At 59.4% G+C, this 26204-nt stretch carries 22 protein-coding genes; 9 read left to right on the top strand and 13 right to left on the bottom strand.

Annotated features, from left to right (window positions below):
• Positions 1-158: 158 nt before the first annotated feature.
• The 5 genes from leuS to ACZZ0D_RS00215 all read left to right on the top strand — a co-directional run bounded on the left by leuS (position 159) and on the right by ACZZ0D_RS00215 (position 6259).
• On the top strand, positions 159-2765 hold the full coding sequence (leuS, locus tag ACZZ0D_RS00235) for a leucine--tRNA ligase (protein ID WP_159814955.1): 2607 nt from the start codon (positions 159-161) through the stop codon (positions 2763-2765).
• An 87-nt stretch (positions 2766-2852) separates the two neighbouring features.
• Complete coding sequence (locus tag ACZZ0D_RS00230; protein ID WP_053124154.1) at positions 2853-3458, top strand: LPS-assembly lipoprotein LptE; 606 nt, start codon at positions 2853-2855, stop codon at positions 3456-3458.
• Between the two features lie 39 nt (positions 3459-3497).
• Positions 3498-4535: a DNA polymerase III subunit delta gene (gene holA, locus ACZZ0D_RS00225; RefSeq protein ID WP_212550853.1), complete on the top strand. Its 1038-nt coding sequence runs from the start codon at positions 3498-3500 to the stop codon at positions 4533-4535.
• A 175-nt stretch (positions 4536-4710) separates the two neighbouring features.
• Positions 4711-4875 (top strand): alternative ribosome rescue factor ArfA, encoded by a 165-nt coding sequence (gene arfA, locus ACZZ0D_RS00220; RefSeq protein ID WP_053124158.1) that lies wholly within the window; start codon positions 4711-4713, stop codon positions 4873-4875.
• Positions 4876-4936: 61 nt separating this feature from the next.
• A complete protein-coding gene (locus tag ACZZ0D_RS00215; RefSeq protein WP_463552196.1) occupies positions 4937-6259 on the top strand; it encodes a lytic murein transglycosylase in 1323 nt (440 codons plus the stop codon).
• Between the two features lie 133 nt (positions 6260-6392).
• Here the strand turns inward: ACZZ0D_RS00215 and ACZZ0D_RS00210 are convergent, their stop codons facing one another.
• The 13 genes from ACZZ0D_RS00210 to ACZZ0D_RS00150 form a co-directional block, all read right to left on the bottom strand.
• Complete coding sequence (locus ACZZ0D_RS00210; RefSeq protein ID WP_463552195.1) at positions 6393-7343, bottom strand: S66 peptidase family protein; 951 nt, start codon at positions 7341-7343, stop codon at positions 6393-6395.
• 107 nt (positions 7344-7450) lie between these two features.
• Positions 7451-8449 (bottom strand): lipoyl synthase, encoded by a 999-nt coding sequence (gene lipA / locus ACZZ0D_RS00205; protein ID WP_161806657.1) that lies wholly within the window; start codon positions 8447-8449, stop codon positions 7451-7453.
• Between the two features lie 25 nt (positions 8450-8474).
• Positions 8475-9122, bottom strand: coding sequence for a lipoyl(octanoyl) transferase LipB (gene lipB, locus ACZZ0D_RS00200; RefSeq protein WP_038361904.1), 648 nt, complete (start codon positions 9120-9122; stop codon positions 8475-8477).
• Positions 9122-9397, bottom strand: coding sequence for a DUF493 domain-containing protein (locus ACZZ0D_RS00195; protein ID WP_039761816.1), 276 nt, complete (start codon positions 9395-9397; stop codon positions 9122-9124). Before ACZZ0D_RS00195 ends, lipB begins: the two co-directional genes overlap by 1 nt.
• A gap of 85 nt (positions 9398-9482) precedes the next feature.
• Complete coding sequence (locus ACZZ0D_RS00190) at positions 9483-10640, bottom strand: D-alanyl-D-alanine carboxypeptidase family protein (RefSeq protein ID WP_053124166.1); 1158 nt, start codon at positions 10638-10640, stop codon at positions 9483-9485.
• Positions 10641-10830: 190 nt separating this feature from the next.
• Positions 10831-11844, bottom strand: a complete 1014-nt coding sequence (locus ACZZ0D_RS00185) for a septal ring lytic transglycosylase RlpA family protein (RefSeq protein ID WP_159814959.1) — start codon at positions 11842-11844, stop codon at positions 10831-10833.
• Entirely contained in the window at positions 11844-12854 is a 1011-nt protein-coding gene (mltB, locus tag ACZZ0D_RS00180; RefSeq protein WP_053124170.1) for a lytic murein transglycosylase B, read from the bottom strand. The genes ACZZ0D_RS00185 and mltB overlap by 1 nt, the downstream gene beginning before the upstream one ends.
• Positions 12855-12871: 17 nt before the next feature.
• On the bottom strand, positions 12872-13975 hold the full coding sequence (rodA, locus tag ACZZ0D_RS00175) for a rod shape-determining protein RodA (RefSeq protein WP_053124173.1): 1104 nt from the start codon (positions 13973-13975) through the stop codon (positions 12872-12874).
• 31 nt (positions 13976-14006) lie between these two features.
• Positions 14007-15902 (bottom strand): penicillin-binding protein 2, encoded by a 1896-nt coding sequence (gene mrdA / locus ACZZ0D_RS00170; protein WP_053124174.1) that lies wholly within the window; start codon positions 15900-15902, stop codon positions 14007-14009.
• A 10-nt stretch (positions 15903-15912) separates the two neighbouring features.
• The gene (gene rlmH / locus ACZZ0D_RS00165) at positions 15913-16380 is read right to left on the bottom strand and encodes a 23S rRNA (pseudouridine(1915)-N(3))-methyltransferase RlmH (protein ID WP_003185785.1); all 468 of its coding nucleotides are present in this window, start codon (positions 16378-16380) and stop codon (positions 15913-15915) included.
• Between the two features lie 9 nt (positions 16381-16389).
• Positions 16390-16884 (bottom strand): ribosome silencing factor, encoded by a 495-nt coding sequence (rsfS, locus tag ACZZ0D_RS00160; protein WP_053124176.1) that lies wholly within the window; start codon positions 16882-16884, stop codon positions 16390-16392.
• 72 nt (positions 16885-16956) lie between these two features.
• Positions 16957-17679: a nicotinate-nucleotide adenylyltransferase gene (gene nadD / locus ACZZ0D_RS00155; RefSeq protein ID WP_159814960.1), complete on the bottom strand. Its 723-nt coding sequence runs from the start codon at positions 17677-17679 to the stop codon at positions 16957-16959.
• A complete protein-coding gene (locus ACZZ0D_RS00150; protein WP_463552194.1) occupies positions 17648-18919 on the bottom strand; it encodes a glutamate-5-semialdehyde dehydrogenase in 1272 nt (423 codons plus the stop codon). Before ACZZ0D_RS00150 ends, nadD begins: the two co-directional genes overlap by 32 nt.
• A gap of 177 nt (positions 18920-19096) precedes the next feature.
• On the opposite strand from ACZZ0D_RS00150, the gene ACZZ0D_RS00145 reads away from it, so the two are divergent.
• From ACZZ0D_RS00145 to ACZZ0D_RS00130, 4 genes are all read left to right on the top strand, one after another.
• Positions 19097-19795: a DNA-3-methyladenine glycosylase gene (locus ACZZ0D_RS00145; protein ID WP_159814962.1), complete on the top strand. Its 699-nt coding sequence runs from the start codon at positions 19097-19099 to the stop codon at positions 19793-19795.
• Between the two features lie 192 nt (positions 19796-19987).
• A complete protein-coding gene (locus ACZZ0D_RS00140) occupies positions 19988-21304 on the top strand; it encodes a bifunctional DedA family/phosphatase PAP2 family protein (protein WP_053124184.1) in 1317 nt (438 codons plus the stop codon).
• Positions 21305-21730: 426 nt separating this feature from the next.
• On the top strand, positions 21731-25207 hold the full coding sequence (locus ACZZ0D_RS00135; RefSeq protein WP_463552193.1) for a calcium-binding protein: 3477 nt from the start codon (positions 21731-21733) through the stop codon (positions 25205-25207).
• Positions 25208-25236: 29 nt separating this feature from the next.
• Positions 25237-26202: a hypothetical protein gene (locus tag ACZZ0D_RS00130; RefSeq protein ID WP_463552192.1), complete on the top strand. Its 966-nt coding sequence runs from the start codon at positions 25237-25239 to the stop codon at positions 26200-26202.
• Positions 26203-26204 lie beyond the last annotated feature (2 nt).

Here is a 26204-nt window from a genome sequence, read left to right as displayed (position 1 = left end):
TATTGCGGGACATGTAGCTGTAATCAGGGTTTCCCTAGGCCAAGCGCGGTCATGTATGCTACGGCGCTTCCTGTAATTCCACTTCCAGCTCGTCCGGGCCAACCCCGGAACCTGCGTTGAAGAGGATTAGGCCACCCCTATCCAGTACAAAAGTAGCCATGCACGAACAATATCAGCCCCGTGAAATTGAAGCCGCCGCCCAGTCGTTCTGGGATGAGCAAAAGTCCTTTGAAGTCAGTGAACAGCCAGGCAAGGAGACTTTCTACTGCCTGTCGATGTTCCCTTACCCCAGCGGCAAGCTACACATGGGGCACGTGCGCAACTACACCATCGGCGACGTGATCTCACGCTACCAGCGCATGCTCGGCAAGAACGTTCTGCAACCGATGGGTTGGGACGCTTTCGGCATGCCGGCAGAAAACGCCGCAATGAAGAACAACGTAGCCCCGGCCAAGTGGACCTACGAAAACATCGCCTACATGAAAACCCAGCTGCGCAGCCTGGGTCTGGCGGTCGACTGGTCGCGCGAAGTCACCACCTGCAAGCCGGATTACTACCGTTGGGAACAATGGCTGTTCACTCGCCTGTTCGAAAAAGGTGTGATCTACCGTAAAAACGGCACCGTGAACTGGGATCCGATCGACCAGACCGTTCTCGCTAACGAACAGGTGATCGACGGTCGCGGCTGGCGTTCCGGCGCGCTGATCGAAAAGCGCGAAATCCCGATGTACTACTTCAAGATCACCGCTTATGCGGATGAGCTGCTGGAGAGCCTCGACGAACTGACTGGCTGGCCTGAACAGGTCAAGACCATGCAGCGCAACTGGATCGGCAAATCCCGCGGCATGGAAGTGCAGTTCCCGTACAACGTCGATTCGATCGGCGAAGCCGGCACCCTCAAAGTCTTCACTACCCGTCCGGACACCCTGATGGGCGCGACCTATGTCGCCGTGGCCGCAGAGCACCCGCTGGCCACCCTGGCCGCGAAAAACAACCCTGAGCTGCAAGCGTTCATCGCTGAATGCAAGGGCGGCAGCGTCGCTGAAGCCGACGTCGCCACGCAGGAAAAGAAAGGCCTGCCGACCGGCCTGTTCGTCGAGCACCCGCTGACTGGCGAAAAACTGCCGGTGTGGGTCGCCAACTATGTGCTGATGCACTACGGCGACGGCGCTGTGATGGCGGTACCAGCGCACGACGAGCGCGATTTCGAATTCGCCCACAAGTACAACCTGCCGGTGAAATCGGTCGTGCGTACCAGCTCTGGCGACAGCAACCCTGCGCCGTGGCAAGACGCCTACGGCGAGCACGGCACACTGATCAACTCCGGCGAGTTCGACGGTCTCGACTTCGCTGGCGCGTTCGACGCCATGGAAGTCGCCCTGATCAAGAAAGAACTGGGCGCCTCGCGCACTCAGTTCCGCCTGCGCGACTGGGGCATCAGCCGTCAGCGCTACTGGGGCTGCCCGATCCCGATCATCCACTGCGATGCGTGCGGTGACGTGCCGGTGCCGGAAGATCAACTGCCGGTAGTTCTGCCGGAAGACGTGGTGCCGGACGGCGCTGGTTCGCCGCTGGCGCGCATGCCAGAATTTTACGAATGCAGCTGCCCGAAATGCGGCCAGCCTGCCAAGCGTGAAACCGACACCATGGACACCTTCGTCGAGTCGTCGTGGTACTACGCCCGTTACGCCTCGCCGCACTTTGAAGGCGGTCTGGTGGAAAAATCCGCAGCTGATCACTGGCTGCCGGTCGATCAGTACATCGGCGGTATCGAACACGCGATTCTGCACCTGCTGTACGCGCGCTTCTTCCACAAGCTGATGCGCGATGAAGGTCTGGTGAGCTCCAACGAGCCGTTCAAGAACCTGCTGACCCAAGGCATGGTGATCGCCGAAACCTACTATCGTCGCGAAGCCAACGGTGCTTACACCTGGTTCAACCCGGCGGACGTAGAACTCGAGCGTGACAGCAAAGCCAAGGTCATCAGCGCCAAGCTGAAATCCGACGGTCTGCCGGTGGAAATCGGTGGCACCGAGAAAATGGCCAAGTCGAAAAACAACGGCGTCGACCCTCAGTCGATGATCGATCAATTCGGCGCTGACACTTGCCGTCTGTTCATGATGTTCGCCTCGCCGCCTGACATGAGCGCCGAATGGTCGGACTCCGGCGTTGAAGGTTCGCACCGTTTCCTCAAGCGCGTCTGGCGTCTGGCGCAAGCCCACGTTGGTCAGGGCTTGCCGGGCAAACTCGACATCGCGAGCCTGAACGACGAGCAGAAAGCCGTTCGCCGTTCGATCCATGTGGCCATCAAGCAAGCCAGCCACGACGTCGGCCAGAACCACAAATTCAACACCGCCATCGCTCAGGTGATGACGCTGATGAACGTGCTGGAAAAAGCCGCCCAAGGCACCGAACAGGATCGCGCGCTGGTTCACGAAGGTCTGGAAGCCGTAACGCTGTTGCTGGCACCGATCACCCCGCACATCAGCCACGAGCTGTGGAATCAACTGGGTCACGCCGATGCAGTGATCGACGCCGGTTGGCCAGCCGTGGACGAAAGCGCGCTGGTGCAGGACAGCCTGACCCTGGTGATCCAGGTCAACGGCAAGCTGCGCGGCCAGATCGAAATGCCGGCCAGCGCCACCCGTGAAGAAGTTGAAGCGGCAGCCCGTGGCAACGAAAACGTTCTGCGTTTCGTCGACGGTCTGACTATTCGTAAAGTGATCGTTGTGCCGGGGAAACTGGTCAACATCGTCGCCAGCTAATTGGATCGGGCGTCAGGTTCGCCTGACGCCGAGTAAAACCTTTCGGGCCGCACGGTCGGCCCACCTGGTTTCAAGGGGAGCAACACAATGATCAAACGCAATCTGCTGGTGATGGGCCTCGCCGTTCTGTTGAGCGCCTGCGGTTTCCAGCTGCGCGGCACCGGCACCAACGAACTGGCGATCAAGGAACTCGATCTGAGCGCCCGTAACGCTTACGGCGAGACCGTGACGCAACTGCGCCAAGTGCTGGAATCCAGCGGCGTGAAGGTTGTTTCCGGCGCGCCGTACAAGCTGTTCCTGTCCAACGAGCAGGAAAACCAGCGCATCCTCAGCTACTCGGGTAACGGCACCACCGGCGAATATCAGGTGAGCACCGTGCTCAGCTACGACATTCTCGGCGCCAACAACCTGAACCTGCTGAGCGACAAGCTTGAAGTGCAGAAGGTGTTCATTCACGACGGTAACAACCTCGTCGGTTCCGATCAGGAAGCCAACGACGCCCGTCGCGAAACCCGTCGCGAACTGGTACAGCGCATGATGCTGCGTCTGCAACAGCTGACTCCGGCGCAACTGGATCAACTGCAAGCGACCGCCGATGCCCGCGCCAAGGCAGAAGCCCAGGCCCTGGAAGCGGCGCAGAAAGCTGAAGCGGAAACCCCGCGTCAGTCGCCGCTCGAAGTACCGCAGCAGTAAGATGTTCGGGGCGCTCAGGCGCCCCGTTCGACCTTTCTTATGAAGCTCGCCCCCGCCCAACTCGGTAAACACCTGCAAGGCGCCCTCGCGCCGGTCTACATCATCAGCGGCGATGACCCGCTGCTGTGTCAGGAAGCTGCCGACGCCATCCGCCGTGCTGCCCGCGAGCAAGGTTTCGACGAACGCCAGGTCTTTGCCGCCGACGCCAATTTCGATTGGGGTACGTTGTTGCAGGCCGGTGCCAGCATGTCGTTGTTTGCGGAAAAACGCCTGCTGGAACTGCGTCTGCCCTCAGGAAAACCCGGTGACAAAGGCGCTGCCGCTTTCATCGAATATTGCTCGCGCCCCGCTGAAGACACGGTGCTGCTGATCAGCTTGCCCAAGCTCGATGGCAGTGCGCAGAAAACCAAGTGGGGCAAGGCGCTGGTCGAAGGCCAGCAGACCCAGTTCATTCAGATCTGGCCGGTGGATGCCAATCAGTTGCCGAGCTGGATTCGTCAGCGTCTGTCACAGGCCGGGTTGTCGGCCAGTCAGGACGCGGTCGAATTGATTGCCGCGCGTGTCGAGGGCAACTTGCTCGCCGCCGCGCAGGAAATCGAAAAGCTCAAGCTGATGGCGGAAGGCGGACAGATCACCGTTGAAACCGTGCAGGCCGCCGTGGCCGACAGCGCACGGTTTGACGTATTCGGCCTGACCGACGCTGTGCTCAACGGCGAACCGGCGCATGCTCTGCGCATGCTCGAAGGCTTGCGCGGTGAAGGTGTCGAGCCGCCGGTGATTCTCTGGGCACTGGCGCGGGAGTTGCGCCTGCTGGCCAATATCTCGCTGCAGTACAGTCAGGGCACGCCGCTGGACAAGTGCTTCAGTCAGGCGAAACCGCCGGTCTGGGACAAGCGCAAACCGCTGATGAGCAAAGCCCTGCAACGCTACACGGCGCAACGCTGGGCGCAGTTGCTGCTGGAAGCTCAGCGCATTGATGCGCAGATCAAGGGCCAGGCGGCGGGTTCGCCGTGGATGAGCCTGAGCCGATTGGCATTGTTGATGGCTGGCCAGCGTCTGACACTGCCTGCTGAATAAGAGCAAAAGATCGCAGCCTTCGGCAGCTCCTACACCGATCCTTGTAGGAACTGCGGCACGCTGCGATCTTTTGCTCTTGTTTCCTACAATGCGCGCCCACATTTGCCCTATAGACAGACGCCCAACATCGGCAGATTATTTCCCCCGCAAACCCCACCCCAATGAGAGAATCCTCATGAGCAAAAAGCCAGCAAAGCATGGCCCCAACAAGGCCAAATCCATCGTCGCCCAGCCCCTGTTCCGCAGTCGCCAGGAACGACCAACCAAGGGTAAAGGCAGCTACCGCCGCGAAGCCTTCCAGTCTGACAGCTGGGAGGCTTCTTACTTTCTGGCTGCTTAAAGCGCAGTACCCCCTGCTCATGTTAAGGTCTGCACTTGACTCGTTTCCCCTGGAACTGTGCATGCCCCTAAGTCTTTCCCATCGTTGGCCTGTTCGCCAATTGATCGCTGCCTCCAGCTTCATCCTGCTTGTCGCCTGCGCGGAAAAACCCACCGCCGCCGATGCGCAACCTCTTCAAGCTGCCCCTGTCGCCACGGCCCCAGCGATCATCCCGCCGGTAGTGCCGTCCGCCGACCCTCTCGATCTTCAGCCGACCCAGACCTTTGCCGAATGGCAAGCAGGCTTCCGTAAGGATGCCTTGGCCGCCGGCATCAGCCCTGAGCTGTTTGATCGCGCATTTGCCAACGTCAGCTTCGACGCAAGCATCATCCGCGCTGACCGCAGCCAGCCTGAGTTCTCCCGCCCGGTGTGGGAATACCTCGATGGCGCGCTGTCGCCGTTGCGCGTACGCAAAGGTCAGGCGCTGATCAATCAGTACGCCGACATTCTGCAAAGCATCGAACAGCGTTACGGCGTCGACCGTCAGGCGCTGGTGTCGGTGTGGGGCATGGAAAGTAACTTCGGCCAGTTCCAGGGCACAAAGTCAGTGATCAATTCGCTGGCCACCCTCGCCTACGAAGGTCGCCGTCCTGGCTTTGCCCATGCGCAATTGATTGCCGCGCTGCAGATCCTGCAACAGGGCGATATCACGCCGGAGAAGATGCTTGGCTCCTGGGCTGGCGCGATGGGTCAGACCCAGTTCATTCCGACCACCTACAACACGCACGCCGTGGATTTTGACGGTGATGGTCGCCGCGACATCTGGGGCAGCCCGGCCGATGCGCTGGCCTCGACCGCGCACTACCTGCAAAGCTCCGGCTGGCAGCGGGGTCAGCCGTGGGGCTTCGAGGTGCAACTGCCGAGCGGTTTCAACTACACACTGGCTGACGGTGTGATGCGCAAAAGCGTTGCTGAATGGCGCCAACTGGGTGTGATTCTGCCGAATGGCGGTCAGGCTCCGGCGGGCTCCGAGCAATTGTCCGCCGCACTGCTGCTGCCGGCCGGTTATCGTGGCCCGGCGTTTCTGGTGCTGGATAACTTCCGCGCGATCCTCAAATACAACAATTCTTCGTCGTATGCGTTGGCGGTTGGTTTGTTGTCTGAGCGCTTCAGTGGCGGTGGTCTGATTAACGGCACCTGGCCGAAAGATGACATGCCGCTGAGCCGCAGCGAGCGCATTGAACTGCAGAACCTGTTGAGCGCGCGCAACTTTGATGCGGGCACGGCGGACGGGATTATCGGCGCTAACACGCGCAAGGCGATCCGCAGTGCGCAGCAGTCGTTTGGCTGGCCGGCGGATGGGTATCCGACGCATAAGCTGCTTGAGAGCTTGCGTACCCGGTAGTGGCTCGGTTGTATGGCGACTGACGCCTTCGCGAGCAAGCCCGCTCCCACAGTTGATCGAGTTTCAGCATAAGAACACGGTCGAATGTGGGAGGGGGCTTGCTCCCGAAGACTGACTGTCAGGCGACTTATTTCTAAGCCTTGATCACTACATCCTGCTCCAGCATCAATTCCTTCTTCCCGGCATCCAGCCGCACCAGCGCGCCCATCGGCAGCGTCAGGTTCGGATCACAATGCCCGCTGCGCCACCCCGACAACACCGGAATCCGTAACGGCTCGAACGTCTGCTTGAGCAAACGGTTCAACGCATCCATATCCACCCCCGCCACATCGCCAACCAACACCCCGCGCAACCTCGCCAGCTTCCCGGCCAGGCGCATCTGCGTCAGCAGCCGATCGATGCGATACAGCGGCTCGTTGATGTCTTCGATCAGCAGAATCACCCCTTCGACATCAATTTCGTAAGGCGTGCCCAACGTCGCCGCGATCATCGCCAGATTGCCACCGAGCAAACGCCCATGGGCAATGCCGGGCTCAACCGTGGTCAACGGATATGCCACCGGGTGGCTGAGCACACTCCCCGCTTTCAACTGACCGCGCAGCATGGCGAAGAATGACGTCACGGTCGGTGGCTCTTTGTCACCAAGCAGGTCAGCGTTGAGCAGCGGCCCGTGAAAGGTCACAAACCCGGCGTAACGGCTGATCGCGAGGTGCAGCGCGGTAATGTCGCTGTAACCGACAAAGGGTTTGGCGTTTCGGCTGAGCAGGTCGTAGTCGATCCGATCCAGCAGGCGCGGCGTACCGTAGCCGCCGCGCAGGCAAATGATTGCATCGACCTCGGCATCGGCGAACGCTGCGTGCAGATCGTTGAGCCGCACCTCATCGCTGCCAGCCAGATAGCCATCCTTTTCATAGACGCCGGGAAACACCTTCAGCGCATAACCGCGAGCGCGCATCCACTGCACAGCCTTGTCGGTGTCCAGCGCACCCGGCCCGGCAGGCGCGATAACGCCGATCACGCCCTCTGACGGCAGTGCCGGCACGGGTTTATGCGGAAAAAGGCTGTGGGTCGGTCGAACGGTCATCCATGGGGCTCCCAGTGTGAAGTCATGCGCACACAGTAGTCAGGAAAGCAGGCAAAAAAAAGCCCGCCGGACTTAAAGCCACGGCGGGCATTTTATTCAGTGCTGAATCAGGAACCCATCAACTCAGCCTTGACCAGCTTCGCTTGCTCGTCAGCGTGATACGAAGAACGCACCAGCGGGCCCGAGGCGACGTTTTTGAAGCCCATCTTGTAACCTTCTTCGGCGAACCAGGCGAAGGTGTCCGGGTGCACGAAACGCTGCACCGGCAGGTGGCTGCGCGACGGTTGCAGGTACTGGCCGAGGGTCAGCATGTCGATGTCGTGTTCGCGCATGCGCTTCATGACTTCGATGACTTCTTCGTCGGTCTCGCCCAGACCCAGCATCAGGCCGGATTTGGTTGGAATGTGCGGCATCATCTGCTTGAAGCGTTGCAGCAGGGTCAGCGACCACTGGTAATCCGAACCCGGACGCGCAGCCTTGTACAGGCGCGGCACGGTTTCCAGGTTGTGGTTGAACACATCTGGCGGCTCGGCGGCGGTGATTTCCAGCGCGACGTCCATGCGGCCACGATAATCCGGCACGAGGGTTTCCAGTTGCACGTTCGGCGACAGCTTGCGGATTTCGCGGATGCAGTCGGCAAAGTGCTGGGCACCGCCGTCACGCAGGTCGTCGCGGTCAACCGAGGTGATCACCACGTACTTGAGCTTGAGGTCGGCGATGGCGATGGCCAGGCTTTCCGGCTCGTTGACGTCCAGTGGCTTCGGACGACCGTGGCCGACGTCGCAGAACGGGCAGCGACGGGTGCAGATGTCGCCCATGATCATGAAGGTCGCGGTGCCGCCGGAGAAACACTCGCCGAGGTTCGGGCAGGACGCTTCTTCGCAAACGCTGTGCAGCTTGTGTTTGCGCAGCAGGCTCTTGATCCGGTCGACTTCCGGCGAAACCGGGATGCGCACACGAATCCAGTCAGGTTTCTTCGGCAGTTCGGTGGTCGGAATGATCTTTACCGGGATGCGTGCAACCTTCTCGGCGCCGCGCAGCTTGACGCCCGCTTCTACCTTGGGACGCGGGGCCGGGCGCTCGGTCACGTCGAGCGTCGGGATCATGGTTTGCACTGCATCAGTAGTCATATCAGTCGATTCCGCCCGTCAGGGTCGTCTGCTCAGCATAGTCGAGGTGTTTGACGAGCTGCGCGCGCAGCCGGGCACTTACCTCGGCAAATTCAATCGATCCTGCGTGGTCGCTCAGCTGGGTCATCGCCAGCCCGGCATAGCCGCAGGGATTAATCCGTCGAAACGGTTCCAGGTTCATATCCACGTTCAGGGCCAGGCCATGAAAGGAACAACCGTGGCGAATCCGCAAACCCAGAGAAGCGATTTTCGCTCCGTCGACGTAGACGCCGGGAGCATCTGGCTTGGCCGCTGCGGTTACCCCGTAGCTGGCCAGCAGTTCGATCAGGCAAAGCTCCATGCGGCTGACCAGATCACGCACGCCGAAACCCAGCTTGCGTACATCCAGCAACAGATAAGCGACCAATTGGCCGGGGCCATGATAAGTCACTTGCCCGCCGCGATCGACCTGCACCACCGGGATATCACCCGGCAGCAACAAGTGTTCGGCCTTGCCGGCCTGGCCCTGAGTGAACACCGGCGGGTGTTCGACGAGCCAGATTTCGTCGGCGGCATCGCTGCCGCGTTCGTTGGTAAAGCGTTGCATGGCATGCCAGACCGGCTCGTACGCCATCTGGCCGAGCTCACGAAAGCCCAGCGTGCCGGACATCACAGCACCATGTGCACGAAACCGGTTGCCCGCAGTTCGCTGTTGATGTTGTACAGCTGATCCTGATCGGTCGCCACGATGTGCAACTGGATGGTGGTGTATTTGCCGTTGGTGCTTTGACGCTCGTCGATGCGCTCATCATTGATGGTCGCGTGTTTTTTGACGATGTCGATGATCTTGTCTTTGTTGCCCACACCGGTATCGCTGATCACCTTAACGGGATAATCCGTTACAGGGAATTCGATCTTTGGCGCCTTTACTTCGGTATCGGTCATGGCGTAACGGCCTCTAGAGCGCAAGCCGTGTTAACGCGCATGGCCCCGCACCGGATCGGGGCGGGGCCATGCAGGTCAACACAAATCAGTTGAACAAGCCGAAGAAGAATAGACGGATGCTATCCCACATGCGGCGGAAGATACCACCCTCCTCGACGCCATCCAGAGCGATCAGGTCAGCGCTGTGCACCACCTTGTCTTCCAGTTTGACTTCGACTTTACCGATCACGTCGCCCTTGGCGATTGGCGCGATCAGTTGCGGGTTCATGGTCATGCTCGCAGCGAGCTTCTTCAGCTGGCCTTTTGGCAGGGTCATGGTCAGGTCTTCAGCCAGGCCGGCCTTGACTTGATTGGTGGTGCCTTTCCACACCGGGGCTTGAGCCAGTTCGGTGCCCTTCTGATAGAAGGTCTGGGTTTCGAAGAAGCGGAAACCGTAAGTCAGCAGCTTCTGGGTTTCAGCGGCGCGGGCCACTTCGCTGTTGGTGCCGAACACCACGGCGATCAGACGCTGGCCGTCACGTACAGCCGAGGACACCATGCAGTAGCCGGCTTCGTCGGTGTGACCGGTTTTCAGACCGTCAACGGTCTTGTCGCGCCACAGCAGCAGGTTGCGGTTAGGCTGCTTGATGCCGTTCCAGAAGAACTCTTTCTGCGAGTAGATCGCATAGTGAGCCGGGTCTTCGTGGATGATCGCGCGGGCCAGAATCGCCATGTCGTGAGCCGACGAGTAGTGCTCAGGGTTTGGCAGACCGGTCGGGTTCATGAAGTGGGTATTGGTCATGCCCAGATCGGTGACCGTCTTGTTCATCAGGTCGGCGAACGCATCTTCGCTGCCGGCGATGTGCTCGGACAACGCGACGCTAGCGTCGTTGCCGGACTGGATGATGATGCCGTGCAGCAGGTCGCTGACAGTCACCTGCGAGCCAACCTTGATGAACATCCGCGAACCGCCGGTGCGCCAGGCGTTTTCGCTGACGGTCACCGGATCGTTTTCACCGATCTGGCCGCGACGGATTTCCAGGGTCGCGATGTACGCGGTCATCAGTTTGGTCAGGCTGGCCGGTGGCAGACGCTGGTCACCATTGTTCTCTACCAGCACGTTGCCGCTGCTGGCGTCCATCAGAACGTAGGCTTTGGCGGCCAGTTGTGGTGGCGACGGCATCATCTCGGCCGCGAAGGCGGCTGGCGAGAGGAGCAGCGGGACTAGCAGACACAGGCGTTTGGCAAAGGTGGTGATGTTCATCCGTCTCTCGAAATCGCTAATGGAAACTGCCCTTGCGGACAAAATTTAATCAGATGGCTTTCTAACGGGCCATCGCGGGTTCAGTTGCTCACTCCAGTCACCCTTGCCGGGCTTTTGTTCTTCGACGAGCCAACAACCTGGTTCACCCCCCAATCGCTGGTGAACCGTCAATCAAGTTCTACGTTGCTACTTATTCAGTGACCACACTTGGCGAACCAAGGTTGGCCAGGCGCACGCTGTTCTGCACCTGGGCAATTTCACCCGGCGAGCCGATCGGCCCCAGACGTACCCGATGCAGGGTCTGCTGATTGCGCACGATCGAGCTGATAAACACCGGAGCGCTCACCATCCCGCTGAGCTTCGACCTCAGGAGTTCTGCAGCGTCCGGGTTGGCGAACGCGCCCACCTGCAGATACTGGCCAGTTGCTGTTGCAGAAGCGTTTTTTTTTGCACTCATCGGCACAGGGACGGTGTCGGAGGCATGTTGCTGCGGTGGCGGCGTCCATTGCTCGACGGTGCCGGCCGAGGCCGTGATCACCGGCGCGCTGTTCTGCGCGACCTGCGGCTCGTTGAGCATAAGCGGTGCCGGACGGCCCTTGGCGGCCCAGTATTGCTGCGGATCGATGCCTTCGACCTTGACGCGCGCAGTGCCGGTTTCGGCGTAACCGAGTTTTTTCGCGGCGGCGTAGGACAAGTCGATGATGCGATCGGAATAGAACGGCCCACGGTCATTGACGCGCAGAATCACCGTGCGGTTATTGTCCAGGTTGGTCACCCGAACGTAACTTGGCAGTGGCAATGTCTTGTGGGCGGCACTCATGCCGTACAGGTCGTAGACCTCGCCGTTGGCGGTGTTCTGACCGTGAAACTTGGTGCCGTACCAGGACGCCGTGCCAGACGCGACGTAGGTCTTGGATTCCTGCAACGGGAAGTAGGTTTTGCCCAGTACGGTGTACGGGTTGGCCTTGTACGGGCCGGTGTGCAGGGTCGGCGTGGCATCGGGAATACGCGAGACATCGACGTCCCACCACGGTGCGCCGTCTTTGTGCGCACGGTTGATGTCCAGACCCGGCTGCGCACGCACAGCAGTGGATGAGGTTGTTTTCGGCGTCGGCGAACGGCTGGTCGTGCAACTGGCGACCAGTACTGCCAACGCAGCGAAGGCCACCAGCTTCAGGGGTTTATTGTTAGGCAATGCCTGCATTACTTGACGCCCCGTGCTTGTACCAGCTGTTCAGACAGTTGATGTACGGCCATGGCGTACATCACGCTGCGGTTATAACGCGTGATCGCGTAGAAATTCTTCAGGCCCATCCAGTATTCAGGGCCGTTCTCGCCTTCGAGGCGAAATGCAGTAACCGGCATATCATCGCGCAGCGCATCATGACTTGACCAGCCCAGCGCCCGCAACTCTCCGACCGTTTTTGTCGGCTCGATGCCGGTGGTCAGGCCTTCATCGACCTGCTCGCCACGGACATCGGCGCGGCTGACCACCGGCTCACCCGCAACCCAGCCGTGACGCTTGAAATAGCTGGCAACGCTGCCGATCGCATCGTCCGGGTTGTTCCAGATATTGATGTGGCCGTCACCGTCAAAATCCACCGCGTAGGCGCGGAAGCTGCTCGGCATGAACTGCGGCAGGCCCATTGCCCCGGCGTACGAGCCTTTGAGGGTCAATGGATCGACCTGTTCTTCACGCGCCAGCAGCAGGAACTCACGCAGTTCCTTGCGGAAAAATTCGGCACGGGGAGGATAGTCGAAACCGAGCGTCGACAAGGCATCGATCACCCGGAAATTACCGGTATTACGTCCGAAAAAGGTCTCGACGCCGATGATCGACACGATGACTTGTGCCGGTACGCCGTATTCCTGCTCGGCACGGGCCAGCGTAGCCTCGTGCTGCCGCCAGAAGTCCACACCACGGGCGATGCGCGCGTCGGTGATGAACATCGGGCGATATTCTTTCCACTGCTTGACCCGCTCGGCAGGTCGGGAGATGGCGTCGAGAATCGACTGTTTGCGCTGCGCCTCGCGGAACACACCCATCAGTTGTTCACCGGCGAAACCATAATCGCGGGTCATTTCACCGACGAACTCGGCCACCTGAGGTGAGCCTTCGTATTCGCCGGCCAGCGCTTCCTGCACGCTCCCAAGGAGGCCAACCAGGCCAACCCACGGCGCGCATCGAGTCGCCCAGCCACGCATTACTTGCATTGAACTCTTCACCTTATTCAAACCTGTGCGATCCACTTGCGATGGGTATGGATCGACATCAAAACCCCAAACGCTGACAGCAGCGTCACCAGCGAAGTTCCTCCGTAGCTAATGAACGGCAACGGCACCCCTACAACCGGCAACAGGCCACTGACCATACCGATGTTGACGAAAACGTAAACAAAAAACGTCATGGTCAACGAACCGGCAAGCAATTTACCGAACAGCGTTTGCGCCTGAGCGGTGATCACCAGCCCCCGGCCAATCAGCAATAAATAGATCAGCAACAACGCGCAGATGCCCACCAGGCCGAACTCTTCGCCCAGTACGGCAATGATGAAGTCGGTGTGGCTTTCCGGCAGAAAATCCAAGTGAGACTGGGTGCCGAGCAGCCAGCCTTTGCCGAACACGCCGCCGGAACCGATCGCCGCTTTCGACTGAATGATGTTCCAGCCGGTGCCTAACGGATCGCTTTCCGGGTCGAGGAACGTCAGGATCCGTTGCTTCTGGTAGTCGTGCATGATGAAAAACCACATCGCCACCGACACCGGAATCGCCGCCGCCAGCACGCTGAGAATCCAGCGCCAGCGCAAGCCACCCATGAACAATACGAAAGCGCCGCCAGCAAGAATCAGCAGCGAAGTCCCCAGGTCAGGCTGGCGGACGATCAGCACAAACGGCACACCGATCAGCATCAAACTGATACCGACGTGCTTGAGTTGCGGCGGCAAGGTGCGTTTGGACAGATACCAGGCAATAGTTGCCGGCATCAAAATCTTCATGAACTCCGAGGGCTGGAAGCGGATCACCCCGGGAATGTTGATCCAGCGCGTTGCGCCCATGGCGTTGTGGCCCATGATGTCCACGACCATCAGCAGCACCACCCCGACCACATAACCGAGCGGCACCCAACGCGCCATGAACCGCGGTTCGAGCTGGGCGATGACGATCATCGAGACCAGACCGATACCGAACGACGTGGCTTGTTTGGCCAGCAGATCCCAGCTCTTGCCACTCGCTGAATACAGCACGAACAGGCTGCCGGCGGCGAGGATCAGCAACAGAATCAACAACGGGCCATCGATGTGCAGACGTTGCAGCAACGTCGCACGACGACGCATCACATCCTCGCTAGAGAGCATGCGATCAAAATTATTCATCACGGGCCGTAGCCTCCGCACTGATTGGGCTGGCGTATTCGGCCTTCAATCGACCTTCGGGATCGAGCAGCCAGGCGTCCATGACCTGACGCACCACGGGCGCGGCAACGCCGGAACCGGACTCACCGTTCTCGACCATCACCGAAACAACGATTCGCGGATCGTCAGCCGGGGCGAAACCGACGAACAAGGCGTGGTCGCGGTGGCGCTCCTGAACCTTGGAGCGGTCGTATTTTTCACCCTGCTTGATCGCCACAACTTGCGCGGTACCGGACTTGCCGGCAATGCGGTATTGCGCGCCGATCGCAGCTTTACGCGCAGTCCCCCGCGCGCCGTGCATCACTTGCTGCATGCCGTGGTTGACCTTGTTCCAGTCCGACGGATCGCGCAGAACAATGTCCGGCATCGGGTTTTCGTCCACCGGTTTCTGCCCTTCGAGGGATTTGGCCAGGTGCGGGCGGTTCCAGATGCCTTTATTGGCGACCAGCGCGGTGGCTTGCGCCAGTTGCAGCGGGGTCGATTGCATGTAGCCCTGGCCGATCCCGAGGATCAGGGTTTCGCCCGGGAACCAGGCCTGCTTGCGCGTCGCTCGCTTCCATTCGCGCGATGGCATCAGGCCAGGGGATTCTTCGAACATGTCCAGCGAGACCTTCTGGCCAATGCCGAACTTGTTCATGTAAGCCGACAACCGATCGATGCCGAGCTTGTGCGCCAGGTCATAGAAGTAGGTGTCGTTGGAACGCATGATCGCCGTGTCGAGGTCGACGAAGCCGTCACCGGTGCGGTTCCAGTTACGGTATTTGTGATCGTAGTTGGGCAGCATGTAATAACCCGGGTCGAACACTCGGCTCGACGCCGTAATCACACCGGAATCGAGGCCGGCAATCGCCACCGCCGGTTTGATCGTCGAGCCCGGCGGGTACAGACCACGCAGTACGCGGTTGAACAGCGGCCGGTCGATGGAATCGCGCAACTCGGCGTAAGCCTTGAAGCTGATGCCGGTGACGAACAGGTTCGGGTCGAAGCTCGGCTGACTGACCATCGCCAGCACTTCGCCGGTCTTCGGATCGAGCGCCACCACCGCGCCACGACGACCGCCCAGTGCAGCTTCGGCGGCTTCCTGCAATTTGATGTCCAGGCTCAGAACGATGTCTTTGCCGGGAATCGGATCGGTACGCTTGAGCACGCGCAACACGCGGCCACGGGCGTTGGTTTCCACTTCTTCGTAACCGACCTGACCGTGCAATTCCGGCTCGTAGAAACGCTCGATGCCGGTTTTGCCGATGTGGTGGGTGCCGCTGTAGTTGACCGGATCGAGGCTCTTCAGCTCTTTCTCGTTGATCCGCCCCATGTAACCCACCGAGTGCGCAAAATGCGCGCCCTGCGGGTAGTGACGAACCAGTTGCGCCACCACTTCGACGCCCGGCAGACGGAACTGATTCACCGCGATGCGGGCGATCTGTTCTTCGCTCAGCTCGAACAGAATCGGCACTGGCTCGAACGGCCGGCGCCCCTGACGCATGCGCTTCTCGAAAATCACCCGGTCTTCCGGCGTCAGCTCAAGCACTTCGACGATGACGTCGAGCACCTGCTGCCAGTCGCCGGAACGCTCGCGGGTCATGCTCAGGCTGAAGCTCGGACGGTTGTCCGCCACCACCACGCCGTTGCGGTCGAAAATCAACCCGCGCGTAGGCGGAATGGGCTGCACATGGACGCGGTTGTTCTCCGAGAGCGTCGAGTGATAGTCGTACTGGATCACCTGCAAGTAATACAGCCGCGCGATCAACACGCCAATCAACAGCACAATCGCCACGGCCCCGAACACGACGCGGCTACGCACCAGGCGTGCGTCCTTTTCGTGGTCCTTGATGCGGATCGGCTGAGACATGAGGGCAGGATTACTTGTGGTAAGGGTGGCCGGACAGCACGGTCCAGGCACGGTACAACTGTTCGCCGATCAGAATCCGCACCAGCGGGTGCGGCAACGTCAGCGGCGACAACGACCAGCGTTGATCAGCGCGGGCACAAACTTCCGGCGCCAGCCCTTCCGGGCCACCGACCATGAAATTGACCGTGCGCGAATCCAGCCGCCAACGGTCGAGTTCAACCGCAAGCTGCTCGGTGCTCCAGGGCTTGCCATGGACTTCGAGGGTCACAATTCGCTCATTCGGCCCGACCTTGGCCAGCATGGCTTCGCCTTCCTGACGGATGAAGCGGGCCACGTCGGCATTCTTGCCACGGGTGTTGAGCGGAATTTCCACCAGTTCCAGCGCCAGCTCGGAAGGAAGACGCTTGGCATATTCATGCCAGCCTTCTTCCACCCATTTGGGCATGCGTGAACCGACGGCGATCAGGCGCAGTCGCACAGCAATCCCTTACAGCTGGTCTTTGTTGAGCTTGGTGAAATGCTCGTGGGTGTTTTCCGGGCTGTGATGCTTGGCATCGGCCGCACGGCTTTGTTCGGCACCGGCCCACAGACGCTCCAGGTCGTAGAACTGACGCGCCGAGGCGGTCATCATGTGCACGATCACGTCGTCCATATCCAGCAGAACCCAGTCGCTGTCGCCCTTGCCTTCTTCACCCAATGGCTTGACGCCCTGGGCTTTGACCGCTTCGCGAACCTTGTCCAGCATCGCGCCGATCTGGCGGTTGGAGGTACCGGTGGCGATGATCATGAAGTCGGTGATGCTTTGCTTGTCGCGAACATCCAGGATCTGGATGTCTTGCGCCTTGACGTCTTCAAGGGCAGCGACAGCGACTTTGACCAGCTCTTCGCCAGCCAGCTCTGGGCCGGTTTTTACTTCGACCGGCAGCGGTGCGCTCTTGAACGTGCCTTTGCGCTTAACTTTGCTTACGTCTTTGTCAGTCATATAAAACTCGTTTTGCTCGTGTATTCGGCGGCTTGGGGACACGGTGATTCGTATCAGTGAAGCACGCCTTGTTCAGTTCGACGCACGGTATAGACCGTGCGCATCGATGTAGGCCAGGACCGCGTCGGGCACCAGGAAACGTACCGACTTACCGCTGGCCAGCAGTTGACGGATCTGGGTGGCGGAAACCGCGAGCGGTGTCTGCCAGACGAATGCAATCTGTCCGCTCGGCCCTTTCAGGGCCAGCGGGTCGCTCACCGAACGCGCTGCCAGCAGGTTGCGCAAGGCATCCGGCGGTTCGCTGTCGGCGTCCGGGCGCTGTAGCACCAGGATGTGGCAATGCTGGAGCAACTCTTCCCAGCGATGCCAAGTGGGCAGGCCGCAAAATGCGTCCCAGCCCAAAAGCAGAAAAACCTGGGTCTCGGCGGGCATTTCGGCGCGCATCAACTCCAGGGTATCAATAGTCCAGGACGGCTTGTCCCGCTGTAACTCACGGGCGTCCACCACCAGTGGCGGCACGCCGGCCACTGCGCATTCAACCATCGCCAGCCGATCCTGCGCCGACACCTGCGGCATGCCGCGATGCGGTGGCCGCGCGTTCGGCATCAAGCGCAACTCGTCGAGCGCCAGCGCTTCGGCAACTTCCAGCCCACCGCGCAAATGGCCGATGTGCACCGGGTCGAACGTACCGCCCAGAACGCCAATGCGTTGAGGTCGAACGTCGCTGCCGGCGGGCACCGTGGTCAGGTCGAGGTCGGTCAAGTCAGACCGTCGCCTGGCCGCGCAACTGGCCATCACCGACCACGATGTACTTCTCGCAGGTCAGTCCTTCGAGGCCCACCGGGCCGCGGGCGTGCAGCTTATCAGTAGAAATGCCGATCTCGGCACCCAATCCGTATTCAAATCCATCGGCGAAGCACGTCGGGGTGTTGATCATCACCGACGCCGAGTCGACTTCCGCCACAAACCGGCGGGTGTCGGCGAGGTTTTCGCTGACGATCGAGTCGGTGTGATGCGAGCCGTAATGGTTGATGTGTTCAATTGCCTGATCCAGCCCGTCGACCACGCGGATCGACAAAATCGGCGCCAGATATTCGGTATTCCAGTCTTCTTCGCTGGCCGCGACCGCTTCGATGATTGCCCGGGTGCGCTCGCAGCCACGCAGCTCGACGCCTTTTTCGCGGAACTGGGCGGCCATCGCCGGCAGGAAATCCTTCGCAACTGTTTGATCGACCAGCAACGTCTCCATCGCACCGCAAATACCGTAACGATAAGTCTTGGCGTTGAAGGCAATGCGCTGGGCTTTCGCCAGATCGGCGTGGGCACTCACGTAAACATGGCAGATGCCGTCCAGGTGTTTGATCACCGGCACACGGGCATCGCGGCTGATGCGTTCGATCAGGCCACGGCCACCGCGCGGCACGATCACGTCGACGTACTCGGGCATGGTGATCATCGCGCCAACGGCGGCACGGTCGGTGGTTTCGACCACTTGCACCACGGCGGCGGGCAGTTCGGCCTCGGCCAGACCGCGCTGAATGCACGCAGCAATTGCGCGATTGGAGTGAATCGCTTCGGAGCCACCACGCAGAATCGTCGCGTTGCCGGACTTCAGGCACAGACTGGCGGCATCAATGGTCACGTTGGGCCGGGACTCGTAGATGATCCCGATCACGCCCAGCGGCACGCGCATCTTGCCGACTTGAATGCCCGACGGACGGAAACTCATGTCACGGATCGCGCCGACCGGATCCGGCAGCGCAGCCACCTGACGCAGACCGACGATCATGCCGTCGATGCGCGCCGGGGTCAGTTCCAGACGCTCCAGCAGTGCCGGTTCCAGACCATTGGCGCGACCGGCGGCCAAATCCTGCTCATTGGCTGCAGCAAGCTCGGCGCGAGCGGCGTCCAAGGCATTGGCAGCAGCCTGCAGGGCGCGGTTTTTCTGCGCGGTGCTGGCACGGCCGATGACCCGGGAAGCTTCGCGGGCGGCGCGACCCAATCGGGTCATGTAGTCAAGAACGGACTCAGTCATGGTCTGCTGGGGTCTTGGCAAAGAGGAAAGCGGCAGATTATAGCTGTCGCGTCCCGGGACTAACAGCGGTGACAGGCGGATGGTCGAAATGGACTGCAATTTGCCGACGTTCAGCCGTAATTAAGCATTGAATTGTTATCATCACGACCTCATCAGCCCGGATAAACATCGCTTGCCATGTCCAACCTGACTGTTCGCGCCAGCGCCGAGCGCCAGCCTGCGGGGCTTGCCGACGCTTTTTTCGACCGTGACGCACAAGTCCTCGCCAAGGATCTGCTCGGCAAAGTCATTCGCCATCGCGTTGGCGGTCTGTGGCTGAGCGCGCGGATCATCGAAACCGAAGCCTATTACTGCGCGGAAAAAGGCAGCCATGCCTCGCTCGGCTACACGGAAAAGCGTAAGGCTTTGTTTCTGGATGGCGGACACATCTATATGTATTACGCCCGTGGCGGTGATTCGCTGAACTTCAGTGCGCAAGGGCCGGGCAATGCCGTACTGATCAAATCGGCCTATCCGTGGGTCGATGAAGTCAGCGGGCCGGCGAGTCTGGCGCAGATGCTGCTGAACAATCCTGACGCTCAAGGGCGTGCGCGACCGTCGCAGAAACTCTGTGCCGGGCAGACGCTGCTGTGCAAGGCGCTTGGGTTGAAGGTGCCGATGTGGGACGCCAAGCGTTTCGATCATGAACTGATTCTGGTCGAGGATACCGGCCCGGCGCCCTCACAGATTATTCAAACCACGCGACTGGGCATCCCCCATGGCCGTGACGAACACTTGATGTACCGCTTTGTCGACGCCGCTTATGCGCAATGGTGCACGCGGAACCCGCTGCGCCGCGGTCAGGTCGAAGGCCGGGATTATTTTTTGCTGCCGTGAAATGACACAAATTTTGAAATAAATGAATCCCCATGTGGGAGCGGGCTTGCTCGCGAAGGGGCCGTGTCAGAAACGCATAAGTTGAATGACCCAGCGCCTTCGCGAGCAAGCCCGCTCCCACAGGGGAACTGAGTGCTGTTGAAGATTGCCTGCATCCTTTGGGATCAATTGAAGTTTTGATGGAGTGGTTTTATGGGCCCATGGCTCGATAGCGTGACCGGTTGGCTGGCGGCCAATCCGCAGTGGCTGGCCGTAGCGGTGTTCATTGTTGCCTGCGTGGAATGCCTGGCGATTGCCGGATTGATCGTGCCCGGCACGGTGTTGTTGTTTGCCGTGGCCGTACTGGCCGGCAGCGGTGCGCTGTCGTTGAGCGAAACCCTGTTGCTGGGTTTCCTCGGCGGGATTCTCGGCGATGCGATTTCGTATTTCCTCGGTCGCCACTTCCACCAGAACATCCGCCGTCTGCCGGGCTTGCGCCATCACCCGGAATGGATGGCCGGCGCAGAAAGCTATTTCCAGCGTTATGGCATCGCCAGTTTGCTGGTCGGTCGCTTTATCGGCCCGTTGCGACCAATGCTGCCAATGGTCGCCGGCATGTGCGACATGCCGTTCCCGCGTTTTGCCGCTGTCAGCCTGTTGGCCGCCGCCGGCTGGAGCGTCGCCTATCTGCTGCCAGGCTGGGCCACTGGCGCGGCGATTCGTCTGCCGCTGCCGGAAGGTTTCTGGCTACAGGCCGGGATTGTCGCCGCGAGCATTGCGGTCATGGTCGGCCTCAGCGTCAACAGCAGCCTGCGCCGCCATCGCCGCGCGACGATCTGGATCAGCAGCATGAGCCTGTTGATTCTGATTGGCCTGTTCATTGGTTACCCGTACCTGACGGCGCTCGACCAAGGCGTGATGACGCTGGTGCAGGAACACCGCCAGCCGCTGCTCGATGAGATCGCGGTGACGTTCACCCTGATCGGCGAATTCCGCAACATGCTGATGTTCAGCGCCCTGCTCACCGGTCTGTTGCTGCTGTGCCGGCAATGGCGCCAGGCAATCTTTGCCGGCGGCGTGTTGCTCTGCACAGCGATGCTCAATACCGGCACCAAGATGTTTTTTGCCCGGGTGCGTCCGGAAGTACTGAGTGATCCGCTGACCAGTTACAGCATGCCGAGCGGCCACGCGTCGGGGTCGTTCGCGCTGTTTCTGGTGCTCGCGGTGTTGGCTGGTCGCGGCCAACCGCCACGCATGCGCCTGACCTGGCTCTTTGTCGGTTGCATTCCGGCTCTGTCGATTGCCTTGTCGCGGGTGTATCTAGGGGCGCATTGGCCGACGGACATTCTCGCCGGCGCGATGCTCGCGGCGTGCGTGTGTGCGGCGGGGTTGTGGTTGAGCCAGCGCAAAGAGCCGCTGAATGCCATGCCGTTCAAGGTCTGGTGGCTGGTTCTGCCGGCGATGCTCGCTTTGTTCGGTTTCTTTGTATTGCGGCATTTGCCACATACATTGCTGCGTTATTCGTACTAAATGGCAGAAGACGTCAACAACAGCCAAGTACCAGAAACAAACGACACGGGCACAGGTTTGCAAGCATAGTGCCCGGCGTCGTTTGATCGCAGCTTAAAAGACAGGGTTATCTATCATTAAAATACATCAGGCATGCAACTTTCCCCCCGTGTAATCCGCCGTCAAATCAAGACTCACACATCGCCATCAAACTTTTTGCAATACAACTACAAGATACCTTCTCATTGTTATAAAACATCAACTTACTTTCACCACCGATAAAACCTCGCGCCGCGCAAGCCAAACTTCACCCTAATTGAAAAACACTACACAAACCACTTCAGACACAATACAAAATTCAACCATACAACCAGAAAAACAATAACCAATGAAGCCTGCCGCTCTTCGTGTCAGATTCCATCGACACATCACAACAGAGTATCAATTTTGGCCGAACCCATTACAACCCGCGCTGAAACTATTCATGCAGCGCCAATAACCATTTCCGACATCGACACTGAAGCGACGCCATCGACTGCGCAAGCGGGTGCCTATCCTGCCAATCAACCCAGCCTGAGAGATCTGGATCAATTGTTCGGAGCGCTTCGATTTGGTGAGTTGACCGTCAGCCGCCAGGAACTTCAGGCGCTTGGAGCACGAGTCAGCGGCGAGTTCATTACAGCGGCTGACACCTATTTTTCCGAGCCCTCCCAGACTTTTACCGACGCTCTGGAACTCGACTCGGTTCAGATCGAGCAACGAATCAAATCCGTCGATGCGCAAGACCGCCAGCGAATACCGCAATTGCTTTATGAAATCGTCACGCAGCGCTCCACAGATGCGGCGCCACTGCTGAGAGATCTTCCCTCGAGCACCGCTACCGACCCCCTCCGCAAAATCAGCAATCTGTTAACCGCGACCCAACGCCTGGATATCCATCGCAGCCCGTTACCCGAGCACTTGCCAACCTGGGTCAACAAAACCAAAAGTCGCGGCATGACCAGCATGGGCGCGGGCCTGCAAGCCTATGGCCTGTACAGTGCCTACATTGGCAGCATCGACGCTCTGAAGAGGGGTGATACCGCTGAGGTGCTGATCAATACCGGCGGCGGCGTTGCGGAGATAGGCTCACTGGGCCTGGAATATGCCCTGACCAAAACCGGCGACAAGATGCTGCGCCAAGGCGCCCTGGCCTTTGAACAGTTCGGCAAGACCAGCATGGGCAAATGGCTGTGTCGCGGCGCGGGGCTGATCGCCAGTGTGCTGACGCTGCCTTTTGACCTGTATACGGCCATCAAGTCTTTCAGCGATGCAGCCAAAGCCGAGGGCAAAGAAGCTCAGGATTTGTACGTCACCGGTGGCTTGAGTGTATTCAGTGCCGGGCTCTCACTCATGCTCGGCGCCGCTGCGCTGATGGGTTTTCAAAGCGCTGGCCCGGTCGGCCTTGCCGCTGCCGCGATCCTGATTGTCGGCGCGCGTATCTACGGCGCGGCCCGAGTGGTCGATGACATGGACGACTACATCGAGTTGACGATCAATGAACGCTGGCGCGCCGGCTGGTTCGCCTTTACCGGGCAAGAACAGGACGCAGATGTCATGGATCGTTTTACCGCGGCCAAGACTTACAGCGACTACGAAAAGGCACTCAAGAGCAGCAGCCTCAGCTGGCTCAAAAACGAACTGAAAGAAAGTGTCGATTCAGTGGTGATTGGCCGGTTCGAAGTTCATCTGCAGCCGACCCGTGTCTATAAACACCAGTGGGACGAGGACAGCGGTGAATCGGCCTACCTGACCGTCAATACGCCGGTCATACATGAAATCGACGATGTCTACGATGCCCGGGAAGGTCTGCCATCCGCCGACGCCAACATTATCAGTGTGCAGAGCGACCCGGCCAAAGGCGTGCTGTGGAACCTGGGGGGAGGTGACGACCGGGTTTACGGCGTGCGAAACAAGTCCAATCACTTTAACTTTGGCGCCGGTGAAAAACGCCTCAGCGGCGGTGACAAAGATGATTCATTTCTCTTTCAGGCGGGTTCTGCAGGACTGACCTCGGCCCCGAAACGGGTCAATCACTTGAGCGGCGGCGACGGCACTGATCTTCTGTGGCTACAAGGCAAACACATCCACCAGGAGCCCAAACCTGGTGCCCCGGACTACATCGGTTACGACTTCGACCTGAAGAACGGCAAACTCGGCTTGCGCTCATCCGACAAGGCAGCCGAATCCGTTCCACACTCGACTTTCGACTCCATAGAAAGAGTCGAAACCCTGGCCGGCGCAGCCAACCGGGTAACCGGCTCGGACAAACCAGACATCATTACTGCCAACGGTGCAGACCATATCGATGCTGGTGCCGGCGATGATCAGATTTCAATCCGGGGCACCCACGCCCGTGTCAACGGCGGTAGCGGAGCCGACATCTATCACATCGACCCGATGAGCCTCGATGTGTCGATCACCGATGACGATCAGGAACAAAGCACTGTGTACCTCGGCGTGCAACTGGAGGCCATCCAGCGCTGGTACGTCCGTGGCAATTCGCTGGTGATCGAGAGCCTGCGTGACGAAGACCCGCAAGTGTCGCAGCGCACTCTGACGATCGAAGCGGTGTTCCAGACGATCAATGGCAAGCGCAGGCTGCTCAACGACAAATGGCTTTTCGTCACACAGGACGGCTACCACCTGCAACCGGACTGGCCAGTTGAAACCGAGGATCTGACGGAGCACACGCTCGACGCCGTCGTCATTAACGCAGGTGTCAGCAAAACATCGCCATTCCTGTTACACGACCGCCCACAGACTGTCTCGAACAGTCCGCATTCTTACTACTACGTTTCACGCGATACCCGTCACACCACCCTGCGGGCAAGCAAACGCCCCGCAGTTGCTCACAGCACGCTGTATGTCGACTACGACAGTACGGAAATAGATGAAGTCAGGGCCAATTACATCGTGGAGACAACGAAGCGAGGCGCCTACACAGTACTGAGTTATGAAAGCCTGCACTTCACTCTTACCTTTACTCAAGGAGGCGGGCTGCTCTCGTTGTTCGGCGCGATGAGTGAACAGACCAACAAGACAGTCGACATGGGTGCCGGCATTCTGGCCTCGCCTTGGCAGCTTGATCACACGTTCATTTTGGTCATGCGCGACGGCGTTTCCTACCACCTCGATTACCCTCATAACAATTATCGGGAAGATGCAAAAAAAGCCGGTTACCACACGATTCAAACACGCGAATCGCTGCGTAAGCGTGCCGGGAAATACACCTTCGTCCAACCAGCACTCGACCAGCGAACGCTGAAGAACAGCGCGCAACGTATCGACTTCAGATCCGCACCGCACACCGCCGTTTATGCACTGGAAGGCAGGTCAGCGCACTACGCAATCTACCCGGCGAGCAACATGTCCATTCGGTTATCGACCAAGGCGGGCGATGCCAGGCTGACGGGGTCTTCGACCTGGGAGATCCACACACAGCAATTGCCAGAAAAGATCACCCGCGGCCAACTGAGCATCAACAACAACCTGTTGAAGATCGGCAGTATCCATATTCATCTGCCAGACAGCAGCGACCCGGCACTACCCCTGGAGAGTGTTGATGTGTTCGTTTCTGCCGGACATCGTTATCGGATCAACGCCTTGTTTGAAGTCATCGGTCTGCACACCATCAATGCATTGGCTTGTGTATCGCCTCAGGCAATTGTTGCGCTGATCGAAGAGCACAAAAAGCAGGATGATCTCGAGAGTGATGAAGTGCACATTGAGAACATTCGACTGACGGATTCCACACCAGGACAGATTTTTTACAACGCTGACACTCGCCACTGGCAGATCAGCAGCGACCCGGCACGTCGTATCACCGCTGAACACCTGATCATTCAGGATTTGTCGTTAGCCGAAAAGCAATCACGCGCCTGAGCGCTATTCAATTGTCAAGGAATGACCCCATGCGACCGAAACCCCCTGCGCGCGCCAACAGCCCGAAACCAAGAGTGCCGACGCAATCTGATCCGGGATCAAACCGAGTCCGCGCGGACGCCAGTCCGCCTTTGCTCCATCAGCCCCAATTGACCGGCACCCGTAGACCCGATGGCGACCGTCAGCCTCAGATGAGTGCTGGAAATGGCCCAGGCCCATCGAGTGTTGAAATCACCGATATTCACAGCGCTCAACCCGCACTCTCCCATGAACTGCACCGTTACCTGCTGAACCCGGCTTTGCTGCGCAACATGGGCGCTGCCGATGACCAGGGTATTCACTATTTGGTCGGGCGTGGATTCGCCGACATCGAGGGCATAGGCACCGTGCACGTGACGCTTGATAGCGCCACGGGTGAATATCGGGTAATGGATCTCTACAAGAAGCTGCCACCCGGCCCGGTACTGGTCAAAAATAGCGGCGAAGCCACCTGGCGACTGGCCGCACCCGTTGAGTCATCAAAGCCACCGAAACGTCCAGCTCCCGTTGTCGACGACAGCGATTCAACAGTACCGAATAAAAAACTACGCGACTCGCCGGTGTCGGTAAATGAGGCAACCTCCCGACTGACAGGCAACTTTCTGGTTGGCTTGTACCCGCACATGACTCACGGCCAGCGCGTCGAACATCTGCGCTCTTACAATCTTTCGCCCGGACAACATGTGCAGTTACACGACGACTTGAACCTCAATCCCGGTGAGATGCCAAGTTGGGCCAACCAGCACCAGTTGCGCTCGATGGATACAACTGCTCCGAACCGGTTCGACCCGTTGTATGCAGAAATCGAACCCCTGCTTCTGTCCGTGAGAAACGGAGCATCGCATAGCCATCTGGTGGACTTTGATAAAAGTGTCAGCCCTGCGTTTCTCGACGCCTTTCTCGCCAAAACCGGCTATTTGCGCAATGCAAACGACTGCCTCGCGCAGCCAAGGTAGAC

It is taken from the genome of Pseudomonas sp. AC193 (assembly GCF_979258075.1).
This window is presented reverse-complemented; position numbering and strand designations above follow the sequence as displayed.